Below are 14,331 nucleotides of genomic sequence, written 5' to 3'. Positions count from 1 at the left end.
GGGTGGCGTTATCCCTTCACGGCGCCCGCGGTGAGGCCGCTGACGGCCTTGCGCTGCAGGTGGACGAAGAGGATCAGGATCGGGAGGGCGAAGAGTGAGGAGGCGGCCATGGTCGCGCCCCAGTCGTCGCCGAACTGGGTCTGGAAGCTGGACAGCCACAGCGGCAGGGTCCGTGCCTCGGCGTCCTTGTTGAGCACCAGGACCAGCGCGAACTCGTTCCAGGCGGTGATGAAGCCGAACAGCGAGGTGGCCATCAGGCCCGGGGCGAGCAGCGGCAGGATGACCCGGCGGAACGCCTGGGCGCGGGTGCAGCCGTCGACCATCGCCGACTCCTCCAGTTCCTTCGGCACGGCGGCGACGAAGCCGCGCAGCGTCAGGATGGTGAAGGGCAGGATCATCATCGTGTAGAAGAGCGTCAGCGGCACGAGGCTGTTCAGCATCGAGGCATCCCGCACGATCATGTAGATCGCAATGATCATGACTTCCCAGGGCGCCATCTGGGCCAGCATGAAGCCGATGATGAAGCCGCGCCGCCCCTTGAACCGCATCCGCGCCAGGGCGAATGAGCCGGCCAGCGCGATGACCAGCGAGAAGACGACGGCCAGGACGGTGACGGTCAGCGAGTTGCGGACGTACGTCCAGAAGTGGTCGACGCCGGTCGCGGTCCTGAAGTGCTCGAAGGTGACGTCGGTCGGGAACCAGACCGGGTTCTCCGAGATGATGTCACCGGTCGGCTTGAAGGCCGTGGCGAACATCCAGTACACGGGGAAGACGCAGCCGATGAACAGGACGACGGCCGTGGCGTTGGGCCAGACCCGGGCAAAGAGCGAGCGTTTCACAGCCCGGCCTCCTCTTCGTTCTCCTGCTTGAGCACGATCCTGAGGTAGTAGGCGGTCAGCCCGAGCAGGATCGCGATGGTCAGGACGGCGATCGCCGCGCCCATGCCGTAGTGCTGGTTGCCCATGCCCTCGACGTAGGCGTAGACGGGCAGGATCTCGGTGAGCCGGTCGGGGCCGCCGCTGTTGAGGAGATAGACCTGGACGAACGCCTTGAAGACCCAGATGATCTCCAGGAAGGTCGTCGCGTAGAGGAACGGCCGCAGGAACGGCAGGGTGACCGTGGTGAAGCTCCGCCAGGCGCCGGCGCCGTCGAGGGACGCGGCCTCGTAGAGCTCGTTCGGGATGGTGGTGGTCGCCGCGTACAGGTTGATCGCGACGAACGGGACGGACATCCACACGATCAGCACAGTGACGACGAAGAACGTCGACATCTGGCTGCTGGTCCAGCTGTAGTCGGCCATGGAGTGCCAGCCGAGTCCGTCCAGGACCCAGTTGACGACGCCGAAACGCTGGGCGAACAGCCACTGGTAGACGGTGGTGGCCGCCACGATGGGCATGGCCCAGGCCAGTACCAGACCGAGCAGCAGGGTGACCCGCATACGCCTGCCGAGGCGGGCGAGCAGCAGGCCGGTCAGGGTGCCCAGGACCATGATCAGGACGACGTTGACCGCCGTGAACAGGATCGAGCGGAGGGTGACCCGCCAGAAGTCCCCACTGGTGAGGGTCTCCTTGTAGTTGTCGACGCCGTTCCACTCGGTGACGCGCTGGATCAGCTGCCCCATGTTGAGGTTCTGGAACGACAGCAGCACGTCCTTCAGCAGCGGCCAGCCGAGCAGCAGCACGGTGGCCGCGCAGGCGGGCAGCAGCAACAGGTACGGGGCGAGCGCGCCGGCTCGCGAGGGGGGCCTGCCGGGTGCCGCCCCGTCGTCCGCCTTGCGGAGGTCCGCCGGGCCGGAGGGCGGCCGTTCGGTCTGCACGGTCATGCTCGCGATCTCTCTTCTCGACGTACCCGGACGCGGTGCGGGGGCCGTCGCGTGGCCGGCCCCCGCACCGGTCGGAGCGCGTGCGCTTCTACTGCTGCTGCGCCAGACGCTTGTTGAACTCGCCCTCGACCTGCTTGGCCGCCTCGGCCGGGGACTTGCCCCTCAGGACGGCGGTCAGGTACGTCTTGATCGGGTTGGGCGCGTTCTCGACCGCGGCCCACTCCGGGATCAGCGGGGTGGTTCCGCCGACGGCGGCGGCGGGTGCGGCGGCCTCGGCGGGGGCGTTGCCCTTCAGGTTGCTCTGCAGCGACTCCTTGTTGGGGATGACGCCGTTGGCCTTGGCCAGCCCGCCCTCGAACTTGTCGGACAGGGCGAGCTTCAGGAACTCCCGGGCGAGGTCCTGCTTCTTGCTGCCCGCGGCGACGGCGAGGTTGGAGCCGCCGAGGAAGACGCCCTCGGGCTTGTCGGCCGTGGCACCCGGGATGGTGAAGTAGCCGATGTCCTGCTCGATCTTCGGGTTGGCCTCGATGGCGATGCCGGCTTCCCAGCCCATGCCGATGAAGGCGCCGACGTTGCCCTTGGCGAAGACCTGGCCCTGCTGCGGGGTGGCCTCGTCCTTGTCCTTGGGCGCCTTCGACAGGGCCTGGAACTTCTTGTAGGTCTCCGCGGCGGCGGCGACCTTCGGGTCACCGAGGTTGGAGACGTACTTGTCGCCGTCCTTCTTGACGAGCTCGCCGCCCTCGCCGATCACCAGGCCGACGAAGTGGTACCAGTTCTGGCCCGGCAGGTAGATCGGTTCGGCGTCGGTCTTGTCACCGATGGTCTTGAGCGCGTCGTAGAACTCGTCGCGGGTCTTGGGGGTGTCCTTGAGGCCGGCGTCCGCCCAGACCTTCTTGTTGTAGAGGACGACGCGGTTGGCGAAGTACCACGGTGCCGCGTACTGCTTGCCGTCGTAGACCGACGACTCGTTGAGGGACTCGGTCCAGTCGGCGCCGATCTCGGACTTGAGGTCGGCGAGGTCGGCGAGGCCGCCGGTCTTGGCGTAGGCCGGGGTCTGGGTGTTGCCGATCTCGAAGACGTCCGGCGGGTTCTCCTCGGACAGGGAGGTGGTCAGCTTCTGCTGGATGCCGTTCCACTGCTGGACCTCGAACTCGACCTTCGCCTTGGTCTTCGCCTCGAACTCCGTGGCCAGGTCCTTCTGCCACCCGTCCGGCGAGGAGCCGTCCATCACCCACACGGTGAGCGTCTGGCCCTCGTACCCGTTCGCCCCGGTGCTCTTGCCGTCACCGTCGTCTCCCCCGCACGCGGCGACGGAGAACAACATGCCCGCGACCCCGATCGCGGCTATCAGCTTGCGCTTCACGCGCCACCCCTCCTCAGGAACGCCTTCCACACCCACGCCTTCGGCGGTGACCCTCGCAACGGCGCGACACTCGGCGGGCTGGGACCCGGCTTCCTCTAAATGGTTTAGACCAGCAGGGGGAGCTTGGCCTAGACCTATGGCCCTGTCAAGGGTCGCGCCGCCGACAGCCCGGACCACTTCCGAGGCCCCCGCGCGGACCTGCAAGTCCCCCCAAACGCGGACGTGTCGAAGGTTGGACTAGACCAAAGAGGGACGTGCGGTTATAACGGGACCGCCGAGTGTGCGGCGCCGAACCCGGCCGTCCGCCGACGTGCACCGCGGTCGGCGCCTGCCGCCCGCGCGCCGGACACCGCAGCCGGAAGGCAGGCCATGAGCACCGATCTCAGCAGCGCCCGGACCGTCACGGGGGCGCCGGACCGCACCGACCGCGTACCGAAGTACTACCGCGTCAAGCAGCGGTTACTGCGGATGACCGAGGCGCGTGCGCCGGGATCGCCCTTGCCGGCCGAGCGCTTCCTCGCCCTCGAGTTCCGCACCTCCCGCACCACCGTGCGCAAGGCGCTGCAGGAGCTGGTGAGCGAGGGCCGACTGGTCCGCATCCAGGGCAAGGGCACCTTCGTCGCCCGCCCGAAGATCTACCGGACCCTCCAACTGACCTCGTACACCGAGGACATGCGCAACCAGGGGCTCACCGCCGCCTCCCGGGTCCTGAACATCGACCACATCGCGGCCGGCGAGGAGCTGGCGGCCCTGCTCGAGGTGGAACGAGGTGAGCGCGTCCTGCGCGTGGAGCGGCTGCGGCTGGCCGGGGGCGAGCCCATGGCGATCGAGGCGACCCATCTGTCCGCACGCCGCTTCCCCGGCCTGCGCCGGAACCTGGCCCGCCGCACCTCGCTCTACGCGACGCTCGCCGAGGTGTACGGGGTACGTCTGGCGGAGGCCGACGAGACCATCGAGACCTCGCCCGCCACACCGCGGGAGGCCGGCCTGCTCCACACGGACGTGGGCCTGCCGATGCTGTTGTTGTCCCGCCACTCACGGGACGAGCGGGGGACACCGGTCGAGTGGGTCCGCGCGGTGTACCGCGGCTCGCGCTACCGGTTCACGGCGACCCTGACGCCGCCGACACCGCCGCCGACGCCGTGAACCGGCCCGATCAGGGCCCGTGCGGCACAGGGGTCAGGACTGTGCCGCACGGGCGGCTGGAGGGGACCGGCCGGGGGCGGCGACGCTCAGGGCTCCCGGCGGTCCGTCGTGGTGATGCGGGCGATCGCCTCGCGGGTCAGGGACCGGTCGTGCGGTTCCCGCGACAGGGCGCGATGGAGTGTCAGTCCCTCGATGAGGGCGTCGAGTTGGCGGGCGGTGTCCGGGTCGAAGTGCTTCTCGAGGTGGCTGCGGCTGCGGCGCATCCACTCATGGGTGAGCTCCCGGTAGGCTGGCCGGCGGGCGGCGAGGGAGTACAGCTCCTGGGTGAGCACCAGGTCGCGCGAGCTGCCCTCGGACAGGGCGTGGACGAGGTCGGCCACGGCCGTACGGGCTTCCTCACGGCCGGTCGGCGCCGCGAGATACGTGTCGAACACGGCGACGATGTGGCCGGTGAAGTCGCTGAACGCCTCCCGCAGCAACTCGTCGATCCCGCTGAAGTGGTACGTCATCGACCCCAGCGGCACCCCGGCCCGCTTGGCGATCTTGCGGTGGGAGACCGCCGCGAGCCCCTCCTCGGCGATGAGGTCGAGGGTGGCGGCGATGATGCGTGCGCGCCGCTGCGGGTCGGTGTGTCCGGTGGCCATGGGCGTCGCGCCTCAGAGGGTGCGGACCGGGCGGGCGGGGCTGCCGACGGCGACCACGTTCGGCGGCACGTCCTTGGTGACGACCGAACCGGCCCCGATCACGGAGTTGTCCCCGATGGTCACGCCGGGCAGGACGATCGCTCCCCCGCCGATCCAGACGTTGTCGCCGATGGTGATCGGCTGCGCGGCCTCCAGCTTGTCGCGCCGGGGCCGCGGTTCCAGGGGGTGCGTGGGGGTGAGGAGCTGGACGCCGGGACCGATCTGGCAGTCCTCGCCGATGACGATGGCGGCGACGTCCAGCGCGGTCAGGTTGTAGTTGACGAAGGTGCGCGCCCCGATGGTGATGTTGCTGCCGTAGTCGACGTACAGGGGCGGGCGCACATGCGCCTGTTCGCCCACCGCACCGAGCAGCTCGGCGAGGATCGATCCCGCCGCCCCGGCGTCCTCGGCATAGGCCGCCTGGTAGCGGGCGGCCAGGCGTACGGCCTGCTGCTGCCGGCGGGCGATCTCGGGGTCGTCGGCGATGTAGAGGTCGCCCGCCTGCATCCGTTCCAGGTTGGTGCGGGGGTCCTGTGCGAAGTGGTCCGTCGCCATGGGAATGACGGTACACCCGGAGCGTACGAACGTACACTCCCCACGCCGAGGACTACCGCTTGACGCCGCCGGCCCGCAGCACCCCCGCGCACACGACCACGAGCACGCCCGCGAGGGGCACCACCGTCAGCCCCAGCCGAAGGCCGGCCTCGTCGGCGACGAGCCCGACGACCGGCGGGGAGAGCAGGAACCCCAGCCGCATCAGCCAGGAGACGATCGTCAGCCCCGATCCGGGCTTGAGGCCGGGCAGCTCGTCGGCCTCGAGCATGGCCGCGGGCACCAGCGTCGCCACGCCGAACCCGGCCGCGGCGAAGCCGAGGATCGTCCCGGGCACCGTGGGCACGGCCAGCGCCAGCCCCATGCCGACCGCGGTGATGAGGCCGCCGGCGCGGGCCACCGCACGCTGGCCGAACCGGTCGACGAGCCGGTCGCCGAGGATCCGGCCGACGAACTGGGCGCCCACCAGGGCGATGAAGCCGGATGCCGCCAGCGCCGCCGACGCGTTCAGCGAGTCGGAGAGGTAGAGCGCGGCCCAGGAGTTGCCCGCGTCCTCGACGAGCGTGCCGGCCGTCGCGATGAGGACGAGCGCGATCATCACGTAGCGGACGCGCGAGGCCATGGCCGGACGCCCGTTCCGCTGCGGCGCCCCGCTCCCGGCGCCCGTTCTCGTCCGCGTCCCCGGCCGGTTCGGCGTCGGGCCCGGGCAGGGCGAACCGCAGGGCGACACAGGCGGCGAGGCCGAACACCACCCCCGAGATCGTCAGGTGCGCCCCGCGCGCGAGGTCGAGCGCTATGGCGGCGGCGGCCATGGAGCCGCCGGTGACGGCGCCGATGGACCAGATGGCGTGGAAGGAGTTGATGATGGAGCGCCCGTAGCGGCGCTGCACCCGCAGGCCGTGGGCGTTCTGCGCGACATCGGTGATCGCGTCCATCGCTCCGGCCAGGAACAGCGCTCCCGCGAACAGCACCACCGAGTGCGCCATGCCCGCGACGAGGATCCCCGCCCCGGTCAGCAGGGTGCTCGCCACCGCCACCCGCGCCGACCCCAGGCGACGGATGAGGACCCCCGCCGCCATACCGGCGACGATGGCCCCCGTCGGGAACGCCGCGACGGCCAGCCCGTAAGCGGCGTTGCCGATGCCGAGATCCGCCTTGATCTGCGGATAGCGGGGCAGGAGGTTCGCGAACAGGGCCCCGTTGGTGAAGAAGAGGACGGCAACGGCTGCGCGAGCCTGCCGCTCGGCCAGGGCGGGCCGACGCAGTACGTCAGTGGTCATGCGCCTGACCTTATCCAGGGAGCGTACGAACGTACACTCCTTTCGGGCGGCACTGTCCGAAAACACGGGCCATCGGGTGCCGAGCCGATGCACGGCACCCGATGGGTGGGACGACGACTCACCCGTCCCTATCCGTTGTAGGTCTCGAACTCGGCGATCCGCGGCGTGCCGCTCGAGCCGGTGATCTCGAAGGTGATCTTGCGCAGCGAGGTCCGCGCGAAGGAGACGACGCCCGCACTGCTGCCGGAGGCCAGGACGGCACCGGTGTCGTGGTTGAGGAGCCGCCAGGAGCGGACGGCGCCCACGGAGCCCGACGCCTCCCGGATGTTGACCTTCGACACCGTGGCGTCGGACGACCACTTGACCGAGACGGAACCGGTCGAGCCGCTCGGCGACCAGGAGGTGCCGAGGTTGCCGTCGATCACGTTGCCGTAGCTCGTGCCACTGGCCTTGCTGGAGCCGTCAGCTCCGGCACCGAGGCTGAGGTTGGTCCCGGTGGGGGGATCGGTCGGGTCCGTCGGGTCGGTGGGGTCCGTGGGGTCGGTCGGGGCCGGGTTCTGCGGCGTGCAGTTGCCGTCCGACACCTTCAGGCCCTTGTTGGCGCCCGCCGTCCGGTTCACCACGTCCGGCACGCAGTTGGCGGCGTCGAGCTTGTAGGAGTAGGGGATGCCGACCGAGGTGTTGGACGTCGGGTTGGGACCGGCGGGCTGGTTGTCGCCGCTGCGGCTGGACCAGGTCACGTTGTCGAAGATGTTGCCGCCGACCTGCCAGTAGCCGGCTTCGCTGGTGTAGAAGGTGCCGAGGACGTCCTTGGAGTCCTCGAAGTAGTTGTTGTCCACCTTGGCGCGCGCCCCGGCCCGGGAGTTGATGCCGGATTCGTTGAGGCGCTTGTAGTGGTTGTTGTACATGTGGGCGATGCCGCCACGCAGCAGCGGCGCACGGGAGTCGATGTTCTCGTACAGGTTGTGGTGGAACGTGATGTTGCCGTTGGAGCGGTCGCTCTCGCTGGATCCGATGAGGCCACCGCGGCCGGAGTTGCGCAGGGTGCTGTACGACAGGGTCACGTACTGGGTGTTGTCCTTCATGTCGAAAAGGCCGTCGTAGCCCTCCGACTCCCCGCCGGACGCCTCCAGGGTGACGTGGTCGACCCAGACGTTGCGGACGTCGGTCTCCATGCCGATGGCGTCGCCGCCGTTGGAGGTGGGCGAGCCGGACTTCTTGACGTTCCGGACGGTCACGTTCTGGATGACGATGTTGCGGGCCTCCCGGATGTGGATGCCCAGCTGGTCGAAGACGGCACCGCTGCCGACCCCGACGATCGTGACGTTGCTGACCTGCTTGAGCTCGATCACACCGGCGGCGGTGTTGCAGCTGCTGCCCGACACCTTGCTGGTGTTGCCGTGATTGATGGTGCCCTGGACCTCGATGGTGATCGGGGTGCTGCTGCTGGCGCGGTTGCACAGGGCGGTGTGGATCGCGGTGCCCGTGGTGGCCCGGACCGTCTGCCCGCCCGCGCCGCCGGTGGTCCCGCCGTTCTGGGTCGCGTAGCCGGTGGCGCTGCCGGTCGCGGCCGACGCCGAGGGCATCGCCACCACCAGTCCGGTCGCGGCCGCGAGGGCCGCCGTGGCCAGCGTCGCGTGGAACCGCAGTGCTGCTGATCTCTTCATACGGGGGCTCTCCCTGTTCACTTAACGTCATGGGCATGTCATGCAGAGTGCCGTCGAACGCCGTCGACTCGATGGAAAGCGCTTTCTCGCCGCGAGAATAGGGTGCCCCCGTCCGGGCTGACAAGGCTCCGGACGCCATGAGTGCGCCCTTTCGTATCTCATACACCAGACGCCGCCCATTTCCCTTTCGAAGCCGCACATGCAGCCCTGATGTGCGATCTCAACAGCAAGTGCGCACCAAGAAGGGATTTCACCCTTGCATTTGCGGCAGTATGATCAGCGGACGCGTTCCCCTGGATCGGTCCATGAGAAGCAAGCAGTAGGCAGAGGGAGAAGCCCTGTGACGTCCCGTCCCGCTCCCCGGACCCGTCGGACGAGGCGGGTGGCCGGTGCGGGCACCGCCGCGCTGCTGCTCCTGGGCGCCGTGACCGCCTGCTCCTCGTCCTCCGAGGCCCCCTCCTCGAAGTCCTCGTCCGGCAAGCTGTCCGGCACGGTGACCGTCTTCGCCGCCGCCTCCCTCACGGAGAGCTTCACGACGCTGGGCGAGGAGTTCGAGAAGGACCACCCCGGCACCGAGGTCACGTTCAACTTCGGCGGCAGCGACAGCCTCGCCGCCGGGATCACCAGTGGCGCCCCCGCCGACGTCTTCGCCTCCGCCAGCCCCAGGACGATGAAGACCGTCACGGACGCGGGGGGCGTTTCCGGCACCCCGGCCACCTTCGTCCGCAACCGGCTGGAGATCGCCACCCTGCCGGGCAACCCGGAGGGCGTCTCCTCACTGAAGGACCTGACCGGCTCGAAGCTGAAGGTCGTCCTGTGCGACAAGGCGGTGCCGTGCGGGGCCGCCGCGCAGAAGGCGCTGGACGCCGGCGGTCTGGAGCTCACCCCGGTGTCGTACGAGCAGGACGTCAAGAGCGCCCTGACGAAGGTCGAGCTGAAGGAGGCGGACGCCGCCCTCGTGTACCGGACCGATGTGCTCGCGGCGGGTGACAAGGTGGAGGGCGTGGACTTCCCCGAGGCCGCCGAGGCCGTCAACGACTACCCGATCGCCCTGCTCGAGGACGCGCCCAACGCCGCGGCGGCCGAGGCGTTCATCGCGCTGGTGCGATCCGAGGAGGGCCAGAAGGTCCTGGCCGACGCAGGGTTCCTCACCTCGTGACCCCCGCGGGCACCCCAGGCGCCTCGGCCGCCGCCCGCAGGGGCGCCGGTCCGCGGCTCCGCCGCACACCGGCGGGCGGCGCCCGAGGTGTACCGCTTCCCCTGCTGCTGCCCGCGCTGCTCGGTCTGGCGTTCCTGCTGGTGCCGTTGCTCGGCCTGCTGGTCCGGGCCCCGTGGCGGAGCCTGCCCGAGCAGCTGACCAGCCCCGAGGTGTGGCAGGCCCTGCGGCTCTCCCTGGTGTGCGCCACCGCGGCGACGGCGGTGAGCCTGGTCGTCGGCGTACCGCTGGCCTGGCTGCTGGCCCGTACGGAATTCCGCGGCCGCGGCCTGGTCCGGGCCCTGGTGACGCTGCCCCTGGTCCTGCCCCCGGTGGTGGGCGGTGTGGCCCTGCTCATGGCACTCGGCCGCAACGGCGTCGTCGGGAAGTGGCTGGACGCCTGGTTCGGCATCACCCTGCCCTTCACGACCGCCGGTGTCGTGCTCGCGGAGGCGTTCGTGGCGATGCCGTTCCTGGTCATCAGCGTCGAAGGCACCCTGCGCGCCGCCGACCGCCGCTACGAGGAGGCCGCGGCCACCCTGGGCGCCTCCCGCTTCACCGCGTTCCGCCGGGTCACGCTGCCGCTGATCGCGCCGGGCGTCGCCGCGGGCTCCGTGCTGGCCTGGGCGCGGGCGCTGGGCGAGTTCGGGGCGACGATCACCTTCGCCGGCAACTTTCCCGGCCGCACCCAGACCATGCCCCTCGCGGTCTACCTCGCCCTGCAGAGCGACCCGGAGGCGGCCATCGCCCTCAGCCTGGTCCTGCTCGCCGTCTCGATCGCGGTGCTGGCCGGCCTGCGCGACCGCTGGCTGACCGCGTCATGACCCGCACCGGCGAGCCCCGGCACGACCTCACCGGTGACGGCCCCGGCACCCCCGGACCCGAGGGCCTCGACGCCCGGCTCGTCGTCGACCACGGCACCTTCCGCCTGGACATCGCGCTCACCGCCGCCCCGGGCGAGGTCGTCGCCCTGCTCGGTCCGAACGGCGCCGGCAAGAGCACGGCGCTGCGCGCCCTCGCGGGCCTCGCGCCCCTCACCGCCGGCCATCTGCACCTGGACGGTGCACGGTTGGACCGTACGCCACCCGAGTCCCGCCCCGTCGGCGTCGTCTTCCAGGACTACCTTCTCTTCCCCCACCTGACCGCGCTGGACAACGTGGCCTTCGGCCCCCGCTGCCAGGGCGCCACGAAGGCTCAGGCACGGGCGACGGCCGCCGAGTGGCTGGAGCGCATGGGTCTGGCGGACCACACCGGTGCCAAGCCCCGCCGCCTCTCCGGCGGCCAGGCCCAGCGCGTCGCGCTCGCCCGCGCCCTGGCCACCGGTCCCCGGCTGCTCCTCCTCGACGAGCCCCTCGCCGCCCTGGACGCCCGCACCCGCCTTGACGTACGCGCCCAGCTCCGGCGCCACCTGGCCGCGTTCGAAGCCGTCGCCGTCCTGGTCACGCATGATCCGCTGGACGCGATGGTGCTGGCCGACCGCCTGGTGGTCGTCGAGCACGGCAGGGTCGTCCAGGAGGGAACGCCCCAGGACATCGCCCGCCGCCCGCGCACCGACTACATCGCCCGACTGGTCGGCCTGAACCTCTACACCGGCCGGGCCCGGAGCCACACCGTGCGGTTGGAGTCCGGTCCGACGCTCACCACCACCGAGGACCTCACCGGCCAGGTCTTCGTCGCGTTCCCGCCCGGCGCCGTGACCCTCCACCGCGACCGCCCCACCGGCTCCAGCGCCCGCAACCTCTGGCACGGCGAGGTCACCGGCATGGAAACCCACGGCGACCAGATCCGCGTCGCCCTCGCCGGAGAGCTGCCCCTGACCGCCGACCTCACCACGGTCGCCGCCGCCGAACTCGGCCTGCACCCCGGCGCGGACGTCTGGGCCACGGTGAAGGCGACCCAGACCCACGCCTATCCGGTCTGACCGGCCACAAGCAACACGCCCGGCGCGGTTTCCTCGCCGCCCCGGCCGGATCACCTCGAGCCGAGAACGGAAAGGCGCCATTACTCCATGGGAGGGAATTCCGGCGCCGCGCAGGCGGGATGCCCCCGACAGCCATAAGCTTCCGGTAATGGGGAGGGCAAGACTGCGCCATTCCAGCCGAGGAGAACCGATGGCTGAACGAATTGCCCGTCGACGCGGCTATCGAGAAGGCCTCGCCGGCGAGATGATCGCAGAATTCCTGGGAACGTTCGTCCTGATTCTCCTGGGCACCGGGTCGGTGGCCGTCGCCGTTGTCGGCCTGCCCGGATCGGGGCGAGAAACGGTGGCCTTCGGTCCCGCCAACTGGCTCATCATCTCGTGGGGCTGGGGTCTCGCCGTGGTGTTCGGCGTCTATGTGGCCGGCGGCATCAGCGGCGCCCACATCAATCCCGCGGTGACGCTGAGTTTCGCCGTCCGGCGGGACTTCCCCTGGCGGAAGGTCCTGCCCTACTGGCTGGCGCAGTTCGTGGGGGCGTTCGTCGGCGCCGCGCTCGTCTACGCGTCCTACCGATGGGCGATCGACATGGCCGACGCCAAGGCGGGGAATCCCGCGGGACGAATCGCTGGCGACATATTCGATCTTCGCAACATTCCCCGCCGAATACTTCGGAGATTCCTGGTGGGGCCCCCTGCTCGACCAAATCATCGGCACCGGAATTCTGCTGCTGCTGATCTGCGCGCTCATCGACACCCGAAATCTGGCTCCCGGGTCCAATCTCGGCCCTTTCCTCATCGGCCTGATCGTCGTCGGGATCGGTTTCACATTCGGCACCAACGCCGGATATGCGATCAATCCCGCCCGGGACTTCGGCCCCAGGCTGTTCACCTATTTCGAAGGCTGGGGCTCCATCGCCCTACCCGGAACTTTCGGATGGTTCAGCGGGTACTGGTGGATCCCCATTGTCGGCCCCCTCATCGGCGGAGTCATCGGGACCCTCGTGTACGACCTGCTCATCAGCCCGGTACTCAAGGCCCGGCTCAGTGCGGCCGAGGAAGGCCCGGCCACCGAGGAGCCCTCCTAGGGTCCTGCCACGGGCGGACCCGCCCGCACCCCTTCCCGCCCGCACCCCTTCCCGCACGACCACGAGGAGAGTGGCCACGATGCCCGAATTCGTCGGCGCGGTGGACCAGGGCACCACCAGTTCCCGCTTCATGATCTTCGACCACGACGGAAACGAGGTGGCGAAGCACCAGCTCGAGCACCGCCAGATCCTGCCGCGGTCGGGATGGGTCGAGCACGACCCGGTGGAGATCTGGGAGCGCACCAACACGGTGATCCAGAACGCCCTCCGTGCCGGGAACCTGTCGGCCACCGACCTGAAGGCCATCGGCATCACCAACCAGCGCGAGACCACCGTGGTCTGGGACCCGCGCACCGGCCGCCCGTACTACAACGCCATCGTCTGGCAGGACACCCGCACCGACAGCATCGCCGCCGCCCTCGAACGTGAGGGCCACGGCGAGGTCATCCGCCACAAGGCCGGCCTGCCGCCGGCCACCTACTTCTCCGGCGGAAAGATCAAGTGGCTGCTGGAGAACGTCGACGGACTGCGCGAGGCCGCCGAGGCGGGCCACGCCCTGTTCGGCAACACGGACGCCTGGGTGCTGTGGAACCTCACCGGCGGACCGAACGGTGGTGTGCACGCCACCGACGTGACCAACGCCAGCCGCACCATGCTGATGAATCTGGAGACCCTGGACTGGGACGACGAGCTGCTGGGCATCTTCGGCGTCCCGCGCGCGATGCTGCCGGCCATCAACCCCTCGTCCCATCCCGAGGCGTACGGCCAGGCCCGCACCTCACGGCCGCTGAGTGCCGCCGTTCCGATCACCGGCGTACTCGGCGATCAGCAGGCGGCGACCGTCGGCCAGGTCTGCTTCTCCCCCGGCGAGGCCAAGAACACCTACGGCACCGGCAACTTCCTGGTGCTCAACACCGGTACCGAGCTGGTGCGTTCGCAGCACGGGCTGCTGACGACGGTGGCGTACCAGTTCGCCGGCAGCCCGGCGGTCTACGCGCTGGAGGGCTCCATCGCCGTCACCGGCGCGGCCGTGCAGTGGCTGCGCGACCAGTTGAAGATCATCACAAGTGCCCCGGAGAGCGAGCAGCTGGCGCGTTCGGTGGACGACAACGGCGGGATGTACTTCGTTCCGGCCTTCTCCGGTCTGTTCGCCCCGTACTGGCGCTCCGACGCCCGCGGCGCCATGGTCGGCCTGGCCCGGTACAACACCGGGGGGCACATCGCACGGGCCACGCTGGAAGCCATCTGCTACCAGAGCCGTGACGTGGTCGACGCCATGGAGCAGGACTCGGGCGTGCACCTGGACGTGCTCAAGGTCGACGGCGGCGTGACCGCGAACGACCTGTGCATGCAGATCCAGGCAGACGTGCTGGGTGTGCCGGTCAGCCGTCCGGTGGTCGCCGAGACCACCGCGCTGGGCGCCGCCTACGCCGCCGGGCTCGCCACCGGATTCTGGCACGACACCGACGAGCTGCGCTCGCACTGGCAGGAGTCGAAGCGCTGGAGCCCGGCGTGGAGCGAGGAGCAGCGCCAGGACGGCTACCGGGGCTGGAAGCGCGCCGTGGAACGCACCCTGGACTGGGTCAAGGTCACCTGACCTGACCACCGGCAGCCGACTCG

The 14,331-nt window shown here is 70.1% G+C and carries 11 protein-coding genes and 2 pseudogenes; 6 read left to right on the top strand and 7 right to left on the bottom strand.

What is annotated here, in order from left to right:
* Positions 1-8 precede the first annotated feature (8 nt).
* The 3 genes from ACVW19_RS25825 to ACVW19_RS25815 all read right to left on the bottom strand — a co-directional run bounded on the left by ACVW19_RS25825 (position 9) and on the right by ACVW19_RS25815 (position 3,185).
* The gene (locus ACVW19_RS25825; RefSeq protein ID WP_457462169.1) at positions 9-839 is read right to left on the bottom strand and encodes a carbohydrate ABC transporter permease; all 831 of its coding nucleotides are present in this window, start codon (positions 837-839) and stop codon (positions 9-11) included.
* A complete protein-coding gene (locus tag ACVW19_RS25820; RefSeq protein ID WP_457462168.1) occupies positions 836-1,822 on the bottom strand; it encodes a carbohydrate ABC transporter permease in 987 nt (328 codons plus the stop codon). The genes ACVW19_RS25825 and ACVW19_RS25820 overlap by 4 nt, the downstream gene beginning before the upstream one ends.
* Before the next feature lie 88 nt (positions 1,823-1,910).
* Positions 1,911-3,185, bottom strand: a complete 1,275-nt coding sequence (locus tag ACVW19_RS25815; RefSeq protein ID WP_457462167.1) for an extracellular solute-binding protein — start codon at positions 3,183-3,185, stop codon at positions 1,911-1,913.
* Positions 3,186-3,554: 369 nt separating this feature from the next.
* Here ACVW19_RS25815 and ACVW19_RS25810 point away from each other — a divergent pair, with 369 nt between their 5' ends.
* Entirely contained in the window at positions 3,555-4,331 is a 777-nt protein-coding gene (locus tag ACVW19_RS25810; RefSeq protein ID WP_457462165.1) for a GntR family transcriptional regulator, read from the top strand.
* Between the two features lie 86 nt (positions 4,332-4,417).
* Here ACVW19_RS25810 and ACVW19_RS25805 read toward each other — a convergent pair whose 3' ends face one another.
* From ACVW19_RS25805 to ACVW19_RS25790, 4 genes and pseudogenes are all read right to left on the bottom strand, one after another.
* Positions 4,418-4,975, bottom strand: a complete 558-nt coding sequence (locus ACVW19_RS25805; RefSeq protein WP_457462163.1) for a TetR/AcrR family transcriptional regulator — start codon at positions 4,973-4,975, stop codon at positions 4,418-4,420.
* 12 nt (positions 4,976-4,987) lie between these two features.
* The gene (locus ACVW19_RS25800; protein WP_457462162.1) at positions 4,988-5,569 is read right to left on the bottom strand and encodes a sugar O-acetyltransferase; all 582 of its coding nucleotides are present in this window, start codon (positions 5,567-5,569) and stop codon (positions 4,988-4,990) included.
* Positions 5,570-5,621: 52 nt separating this feature from the next.
* Positions 5,622-6,846: pseudogene (locus ACVW19_RS25795) on the bottom strand (MFS transporter).
* Between the two features lie 128 nt (positions 6,847-6,974).
* Positions 6,975-8,513: a pectate lyase family protein gene (locus ACVW19_RS25790; RefSeq protein ID WP_457462160.1), complete on the bottom strand. Its 1,539-nt coding sequence runs from the start codon at positions 8,511-8,513 to the stop codon at positions 6,975-6,977.
* A gap of 340 nt (positions 8,514-8,853) precedes the next feature.
* On the opposite strand from ACVW19_RS25790, the gene modA reads away from it, so the two are divergent.
* The 5 genes and pseudogenes from modA (at position 8,854) to glpK (ending at position 14,308) form a co-directional block, all read left to right on the top strand.
* Entirely contained in the window at positions 8,854-9,672 is an 819-nt protein-coding gene (modA, locus tag ACVW19_RS25785; protein ID WP_457462158.1) for a molybdate ABC transporter substrate-binding protein, read from the top strand.
* Positions 9,669-10,532 carry a molybdate ABC transporter permease subunit gene (gene modB, locus ACVW19_RS25780; RefSeq protein ID WP_457462156.1) on the top strand — a complete coding sequence of 288 codons (864 nt, stop codon included), beginning with the start codon at positions 9,669-9,671 and terminating at the stop codon, positions 10,530-10,532. Before modA ends, modB begins: the two co-directional genes overlap by 4 nt.
* Positions 10,529-11,629 carry an ABC transporter ATP-binding protein gene (locus tag ACVW19_RS25775; protein ID WP_457462154.1) on the top strand — a complete coding sequence of 367 codons (1,101 nt, stop codon included), beginning with the start codon at positions 10,529-10,531 and terminating at the stop codon, positions 11,627-11,629. The genes modB and ACVW19_RS25775 overlap by 4 nt, the downstream gene beginning before the upstream one ends.
* Before the next feature lie 244 nt (positions 11,630-11,873).
* Positions 11,874-12,711, top strand: a pseudogene (locus ACVW19_RS25770) (MIP/aquaporin family protein).
* A gap of 79 nt (positions 12,712-12,790) precedes the next feature.
* Positions 12,791-14,308, top strand: a complete 1,518-nt coding sequence (glpK, locus tag ACVW19_RS25765; protein WP_457462152.1) for a glycerol kinase GlpK — start codon at positions 12,791-12,793, stop codon at positions 14,306-14,308.
* Positions 14,309-14,331 lie beyond the last annotated feature (23 nt).

The organism is Streptomyces sp. TE5632, assembly GCF_054061295.1.
This window is presented reverse-complemented; position numbering and strand designations above follow the sequence as displayed.